This window comes from Daejeonella sp. (genome assembly GCF_044232565.1).
In the GTDB taxonomy this organism is placed as follows: Bacteria; Bacteroidota; Bacteroidia; order Sphingobacteriales; family Sphingobacteriaceae; genus Daejeonella.
On sequence record NZ_JBIILQ010000127.1, the window covers coordinates 1 to 7870 of the forward strand.

10 protein-coding genes are annotated in these 7870 nt (G+C 36.7%); all 10 read right to left on the reverse strand.

Annotated features, from left to right (window positions below; all coding sequences use genetic code 11):
- A partial coding sequence (locus ACILQF_RS08035) for a KdsC family phosphatase (protein WP_395626901.1) occupies positions 1 to 473 on the reverse strand: 473 nt, incomplete at its 3' end.
- Positions 474 to 612: 139 nt separating this feature from the next.
- Positions 613 to 855, reverse strand: coding sequence for a Fe-S cluster assembly protein IscX (gene iscX / locus ACILQF_RS08040; protein ID WP_395626902.1), 243 nt, complete (start codon positions 853 to 855; stop codon positions 613 to 615).
- Between the two features lie 10 nt (positions 856 to 865).
- On the reverse strand, positions 866 to 1198 hold the full coding sequence (locus ACILQF_RS08045) for a 2Fe-2S iron-sulfur cluster-binding protein (protein ID WP_395626903.1): 333 nt from the start codon (positions 1196 to 1198) through the stop codon (positions 866 to 868).
- Between the two features lie 24 nt (positions 1199 to 1222).
- Entirely contained in the window at positions 1223 to 1999 is a 777-nt protein-coding gene (locus ACILQF_RS08050) for a Rossmann-like and DUF2520 domain-containing protein (RefSeq protein ID WP_395626904.1), read from the reverse strand.
- Entirely contained in the window at positions 1999 to 4464 is a 2466-nt protein-coding gene (locus ACILQF_RS08055; protein WP_395626905.1) for a heme lyase CcmF/NrfE family subunit, read from the reverse strand. The genes ACILQF_RS08050 and ACILQF_RS08055 overlap by 1 nt, the downstream gene beginning before the upstream one ends.
- Before the next feature lie 6 nt (positions 4465 to 4470).
- Positions 4471 to 4881, reverse strand: coding sequence for a cytochrome c maturation protein CcmE (locus ACILQF_RS08060; protein WP_395626906.1), 411 nt, complete (start codon positions 4879 to 4881; stop codon positions 4471 to 4473).
- Between the two features lie 160 nt (positions 4882 to 5041).
- A complete protein-coding gene (locus ACILQF_RS08065; protein WP_395626907.1) occupies positions 5042 to 6478 on the reverse strand; it encodes a Glu/Leu/Phe/Val dehydrogenase in 1437 nt (478 codons plus the stop codon).
- Positions 6479 to 6632: 154 nt separating this feature from the next.
- A complete protein-coding gene (locus ACILQF_RS08070; protein WP_395626908.1) occupies positions 6633 to 6845 on the reverse strand; it encodes a CcmD family protein in 213 nt (70 codons plus the stop codon).
- Positions 6846 to 6891: 46 nt separating this feature from the next.
- Complete coding sequence (ccsA, locus tag ACILQF_RS08075; protein WP_395626909.1) at positions 6892 to 7557, reverse strand: cytochrome c biogenesis protein CcsA; 666 nt, start codon at positions 7555 to 7557, stop codon at positions 6892 to 6894.
- A gap of 11 nt (positions 7558 to 7568) precedes the next feature.
- On the reverse strand, positions 7569 to 7870 hold a 302-nt coding region (locus tag ACILQF_RS08080; protein WP_395626910.1), incomplete at its 5' end, for a heme exporter protein CcmB.

Here is a 7870-nt window from a genome sequence, read left to right on the forward strand (position 1 = left end):
TTAAGGACTTTCTCAACGATATCCCGAACACAACCTTCACCCCCATTTTTTGGAGAAATATAATGTGAAATTGCCTTGATTTCTTCGACGGCATCCGCGGGACAGACAGCTAATCCCACAAGCTTCATCACCTGTAAGTCAGGCATATCATCGCCAACAAATAGAATCTCCTTAGAGGAAAGATTATTTTGAGCAAGATAATTTTGATAAACTTCAATTTTTGAATCGAGCCCAAGAAAAACATCCTGAATACCTAAACCCTTTAAACGATGTTCAACACCCTTAGATTTTGCGCCAGAGAGTGCAGCAATTTTAATGCCCCTTTTCACTGCGAGTTGCAGGGCATAACCATCCTTAATATAAAATTGACGGAGTTGCTCCCCAGATTCGGTAAGCAGTAAATTGCCATTAGTTAGTACACCATCTACATCTAGAAGAATGGCTTTAATATGTTTAAGTTTTTCTAGGAACATGATGTTAAAATTTGATGGGAGGCGGGAGGACTGTGGTATGAGGACTGAGGTAAGCGGTAAAACCTCTCCGACTTCCTTCCGACTTCAGACCTCTGTCTTCCGACTTCCTTCCGACCTCTGTCTTCAGACCTCCGTCTTCCTATTGATTATCACGCCACTCGTAAACCCAAGCGGACTGAATTTGCTCTAAATGACCTTCTGTACTTTCTTCACGCGTGCCAGCAAAGTTTGGCAGACTTAAAATCCATTCGAGTAGGTCAGTAAATCTGATTCTGTAGATCTGAGATTCCCCAAAACTATCGCCAAACTTTTCATAAAGTCCCATAGCAATATCTTCATGGTCATTCCAATGAATTGGTAATTCAAATTTATCGTTTGCCATTTCTTATTTATTAATGTCCTAAAAATTGATGCTGATCAGGAAGAGTCACTTCAATATCGCCGTTAATTACAACACATTGACAACCTAAACGAGAGCTGATACGTGGATTTATAGCACGATCAATGAAATCTTCCTCTTTGTCAGAAATTTCCTGTAAAAAATCCATACCTGAATTTATGTAAACTTGACAGGTACTGCAACCGCAAACACCACCGCAATTATGTTGTAATTCTATCCCATTATCGAGACAAACATCAAGAACGGATTCCCCTTCAGCAATGGGTAGCTCCAAAGATGGCTTTGAAGTTTCCTCAAAATTAATTTTTAACTTAAAAATGTTCATTGATGCAAAAGTAGCAATTTAAATTTAGCCTTTTGAGCGCTCTTGTAAATTGACTATGCTCTGACTTAATTGTTGATAAAGATTCTGCATCTCAGGATTGTTTTTCAAAAGTTCGATATGAGCTTCAACTGTTTCCTGATCACCACGTGAGGCAGGCCCTGTTTGCATTTTGTGAGGATCGTTAGACTGAACTTTGGCTGCTGTTTCAGAAATCAAAGGTCTTAAAAGATCAAAATCCAAGTTTTGCTCTTTTAATAATTCTTGCGACAGAGCATAAAGATGATTACTGAAATTACAAGCAAATACGGCTGCAATGTGCAGCGCCTTTCTCTGTTCTGAACTTAATTCAACAACCCTTTCCGAAAGTCGATCAGCAATGGCACGTATTGTAGAAGCAACTTCTGGGGTATTCCCTTCAATAGCAAATGGGATTTGCCTAAAATCTACCATCTGAGACTTAGAAAAAGTTTGCAATGGATATAAAACACCAAATTTAGAAGATGAACCCTCTAACATATCCATTCCGGTTGAACCAGAAGTGTGAACAATCAACTTATCGCTAACTTTTAACTCTTTCGCAAGTTCATTAATGGCCTCATCTTTAACAGAAATAATGTATAGATCAGCTTTTCTATCCAGATAGTCGAAATCTGATATTGCTATTGCAGCTAAATTATCTGCAAGTTCACGAGCATTTTCAATGTTACGGCTCCACACTTGAACAATATCTTGCCCCGCTAATTTAAAAGCCCGACCCAATTGCGTGGCTACATTGCCACTACCTAGTAAAACGATATTCATCAGACCTGTTTATTTTCTTTGTTTCTTCGGAAAATCGACAAAATAAAGCCAACTACCATAATAATGGTCCCACCCCACAATAAATTAATAAATGGAAACTCAATAGCTTTTAATACTACCCATTGTTTTTCAGCTTTAGGCTTTTGGTAAACCATTAGCTCCAACTTATTTTTATCAGGAAATACATTTGTGAACCGGAATTTTAAGCCTTTTTCATCAACCTTTTTGCCAAAATCAAATTTTGAACCATCTTTTAACATGTAAATTGGCTCTGAAGAATAAATTTTATCTTCCGAATTGACTTCCAATTGCAATCCAATTGCGATATCCTTTTCACCAAGAGGGATATTTTGAACTTTTGCCTCACGATTTATTCCCTTAACCAAAATAAAACCTTCTCTAAATCTTACTGTATCACCAATATTGATTTCATAAGTTATAGGTTTCTCATAACTTTCATCATCCGAATGGCCTTCATGTTCTTCATGATCTTCCTCTTTGAGAGGCACGCTACTAACATGAGTATAGATATCATGGAACAAGTAATGCTTTGTGTCTGGCGAGGCAATTATCTGTCTCATCTTTGCATTTAACTGCGCATTTGGATATAGAGTGAAATTCTCCTTCTCCTTACCTGATTTTTCGTCAATAACCTTATAGTTGATTCTATAATATGTATTAACACCCTCGACAGAATCACCTAAATAGGTCACACTATAGCGATCCATTTTAACGGGTTCATCTTTGTAAAGAATAATATTTTCTCGTGGATTATTGTTTTTTGCAAATTCATCACCGAATCCGATTCCAGTATTATTGATGGAAACTACTTTATTGGTTGCAGCTGCCACAAGTGCTCCAATTAATAACAGAGCGAAGCCGATATGCGCTACAGCAGAACCAGCCAAACGCCATTTACCAGAGAAAGCATCTCCCAATATTCTAGCGTTCGCAACTATTGAAAATATAGCCGCAAAAGTTAGAATGATATACATCACATTGGAGTAAATATCCATGATGTAAACTGCCGCAGCGGTAATAAATAAAGATAAAACTACTGAAACAGAAATGCTGATAAAGAACTTCTTAGGATCTGTTTTCTTATATTTTAAATATTGTGCAAAGGCCGAAATAAAAGCAATAACTACTGCAAAGGGAACCTGCCATTTATTATAATGAGCGATAACATCTGCAGGAGGTGCAATTTCGGTACCGAAAATTGCATTAAACACCGGGACTGATGTAGTGGCCAAGATTTGCAAACAAGCAATTGAAATAACTAGCGCACCTATAAACAACCAAAATTCGCGTGAATAAGTCTCCTCGTCTTTTTTGGTAATTGGAAGTTCTTTCCATCTAATAACCATGAAAAAGATTGCCAAAAAAAGAAAAACTAGGATGTATAAAACTAAGTGCCAAAACATCCCTAAATCTGTAAAAGAGTGGACAGATGTTTCTCCTAGAATTCCGCTTCTTGTTAAGAAGGAGGCATATAAAACTAAAACAAAGCTAATTAAAACTAAGAAAGTAGCGGTAAAATACGAATGTCCTGAATTTTTATAGGCGATTAAAACGTGTACTGCTGCAATTAGGGTCAACCAAGGAATAATTGATGCATTTTCAACCGGATCCCATGCCCAAAAACCACCAAAATTTAAAGCCTCGTAGGCCCAAAATGAACCCATGATGATACCAGTACCAAGAATCATTACCGCAAATAAAGTCCAAGGTAATGCAGGCTTAACCCATTCCGAATATCTTCTTTCCCATAAACCACCGATCGCATAAGCAAAAGGGATAATCATGGATGCAAAGCCTAAAAATAAAGTTGGCGGGTGAATTACCATCCAATAATTCTGAAGTAAAGGGTTTAATCCATTTCCATCAGGTATTAAATTCAAATAATCTCCACGTTGAAAAATCGGGCCTGGAACTGCATCTCTCAATAAAATAAAAGGTGAACTTCCAATCTTAAACCCGAAAACCTCTACCCCTACAAGCATAGAAGCAATAAATGCCTGTGATAGCATCAGGATAGTCATTACAGAGGTTTCCCATGTTTTACCTCTCTTAAATATAATAAAACCTAAAAAAGATTGCCAAAATGTCCAGAGCCAAAAACTACCCTCTTGGCCTTCCCAGAAGGAAGAAATAATATAGTAAACAGGTAATGTTTTAGAAGAATGCGCCCAGGCATAGTGATATTCAAATAAATGATTGTAAATAATATAATAAAGGGAAGAGCCAATACCAATTATTGCAAGCAAATTAATTAGAAAAGCAAGCCTAGCTATTTTCTTCCATCCTTCAGAACTTGCCCTAACAAGAGAATCTTTAGAAAGGTTTGTACTTGTTGCAAAATAGTATGCAACTGTTGAAAGTAATGCAGTGCAAAACGATAAAACGATGAAGAATTGGCCTATCTTTCCAGGAAGAAGGTTTTCTCCAATAAATTGTATGTCCATTAAGATTTAATTTTTTGCGGTGGTGGCAGAAACTTCAGTAATTTCAACCTCGTCATTTGTATATTTTGAAGGGCACTTCATTAAAATTTTTGAGGCGTGAAACTCATTTCCAACCATTTTACCTGTTAAAACTATTTGCTCAGAGCGCTCGAAATCTTGGGGTTTTGCACCATTAAACACCACTTTACTCTCACGACCCTCATTATCACTCATGTAGAAAGCAAAATAATTGGCATCTTGCTGAGGATCATAAAAAAGCTCTTTTTCTTTGTTTAGCTGGCCAACAACGTGTAATTCGGAAGCCGACTCTTTGGCATCAGCAAATGAGCCATAAGTGCTCGAATCAGCATAAGTGCTTATGATTATACCAATCGCTAAAGCGATTATTAGAATACCTGCTATGGAACTTTTTTTCATGGCAATAAGTTTATAATGCTTCAAATAATTTAGCAAAAATACTAATTAGAAAGCTCAAGAAGTAAATATAACAAGATTGTTTCTATATTAGAATCATTCTAAATAAAAAATGGAGCGAAATAATTAAATCCCGCTCCATTATTGACATAATATTGATTAATTATGGCCAGATACCCATGTTCATATAAGAAATTGCAACCTTATCAATTGAGCTCACAAATGCCGCAGTTCTTAATCCATCAATTTTAGGATTAGCCATCTGCACATCTCTAATTTCATGGTAAGATCTAATCATAGTATCTTCCAATCCTGAATTCACTAATTCAAGTTCAGTAGCACCTTTAATAATTAAACTTCTTTGTACGGCATCAAGCGTAACTCCGGTTGTCTTCTCAACCATATTTACCAAGTTAAGATTGGCATTTTCTTCGTAGCGCTTATCCATTCTTCCGAATGCAACATGCGAAAGATTTTTAAGCCACTCAAAATAAGATACAGTTACCCCACCAGCATTACAGTACATGTCAGGAATAATGATACAACCCTTATTGATCAATACTGCTGCTGCTTCAGGAGTTGTTGGTCCGTTTGCTGCCTCAGCAATAATCTTAGCCTTAATATTTGCTACATTGTTAATCGTAATTTGATTTTCAAGAGCCGCTGGAACAAGAATATCACATTCTTGCTCTAATCCTTCAGCAGAGTTTTTAAATTCTCTCTGGGCACCGGCAAAACCTAGAATAGAACCTGTTATTTTGCGATGAGTAAATACCTCATCTAGGTTTAAACCTGAAGAATTATAAATTGCTCCTTCAAACTCACAAATCCCTACTACTGTGGCACCAAATTCAATCAGGTACTTTATTGTATGATATCCCACATTACCAAGACCTTGAACGATTACACGCTTACCTGATAAACCAGGACTGAGTCCCATTTTTTTCATGTCTTCAGCAATATCGACACATTCTCTAACAGCAATAGCTACTCCACGACCGGTTGCTTCTTTTCTTCCGGCGATACCATGCAAAGCCAATGGTTTTCCGGTAACACAACCCAAAGCATCCAATTGTCCTGGATTCATTGTTTGGTAAGTATCCGCTATCCAGCTCATTTCACGCTCACCTGATCCATAATCTGGTGCTGGAACATCTATCGCGGGACCGATAAAATTCTTTTTAATTAATTCAACAGTGTACCTACGTGTAATTGTTTCCAGTTCGGCAGTGGTATAATCTTTAGGATTAATTTTTATTCCACCTTTTGCGCCTCCAAAAGGAACATTAACAATAGCACATTTATAGGTCATTAATGCTGCAAGTGCCATCACTTCGTCCTCATTCACCATTTCACTATAACGAATACCACCTTTTGTTGGCGATTTATGATGTGAATGCTCTACTCTCCAAGCGTCAATAACCTCGAAGCCGTTCCCGCGACGAATTGGAAAACGAAAACGATAAACACTATTGCATGATCTGATCTGGTCAAGCAATCCTTCAGGATGAGAAGTGAATTGTGCTGCATGATCAAAAAACTGGCAAACATCTCCAAAAAACGAAGTTTCTGAGTGCGCTGCGTCTATAGACTTAGCCATAAAATTAATTTATAAGTTTGAATAATTGGTTTTTCTGATGCAAAGTTGTTAGAAAAAAGTCGATACTTAAAATGAAAATTACTTAGTGTATAAAGTACATCTCAACAGAAAACGATAAAATCTTAGTTGAAAGATTTTAAACCTCGATTTTCAACTATTTTTGCTTCTCAATTTTTTTTAATCGATTGTCAATTGAGAACAAATAAATTGCAATTCCTATAAAAATAACGGCAAGAACCATCACCACCACGTAAATCTTTCCCGATTCTCTCAGCTCGGTTGCCATATCAACCCCGTTCAAGTTTTGAGCAATACTGATCATTGATAGTGATAATAGGAAACAAATTGTTAAGATAACAGTTTTCATTTGGCAAGATTTAAAAATATATTTTTATAATTTGATGTGAAAGAAATTAATGATCCTCTAATTTTTTATTTTCAATTTTACGAATGCGGTATCTGATGTTTGTAATCCAAACACCGATTAATATCCATCCTAACACAGCAGGATAAAATACAGGCCTAAGTTCGGGGGCCATATCCTTTGTATTAAAACCAGGGTTACCTCCGTTTCCGGGATGTAAAGAATCGGTTAATCGTGGCAGTATAAATAGTAAAACTACCATGATTGGAAATGCAAAAATATTGTATACCGAAGAAATTCTTCCTCTTTTTTGCTCCTCTTCGAGCGAATTTCTAAGTACTAAATAAGCCAAATAAACGAGAAGAGCTATTGCTGCACTATTTTGCTTCGGATCATTACTCCATGCTTCACCCCAAGTAAATTTGGCCCAAACAGCTCCAGTAACAAGGCCCAAAACACCAAAAACAATACCAACATTGGCGCTTTCAACCGCCATTAAATCGTCATTTTCATTTGAGCTACGCAAATAACGTACACTATAAACAAATGAAATCGTCAACATAACAATCATTGAGAACCACATTGGTACGTGGAAATGAATATTACGAATGGTTTCGTTCAATATTGGCTTGGCGGGAACATGAAATAGAAAGCCTGCAACAATGGAGAATAGCACAAGAATTACAGCCAAAATCTTCCACCAAATTTTATTCATAGAATTGTATTTTAATCACGCCAAAGGTAAGGAAATAACAGTAAAGAAGTAGTGATAACGATCACATTTATAGCTAAAATAACGCCAATTTCATCATAAGAAACCGACCTATCTAAACCGTCCATCGCATTTTTGGAGAATTTAATCAAAACCACCAGCAAAGGAATTATCAAAGGAAAACTCAAAATGGCCATTAGTCCGCCACCATTACTCGCCTTCGAAGCAATACCAGAAATCATCGTAAAAACTGAAGCAAAACTAATACTACCCAATAAAACTGAAAGTAAATAAAACCAAGGGTCGCCCATAGGAT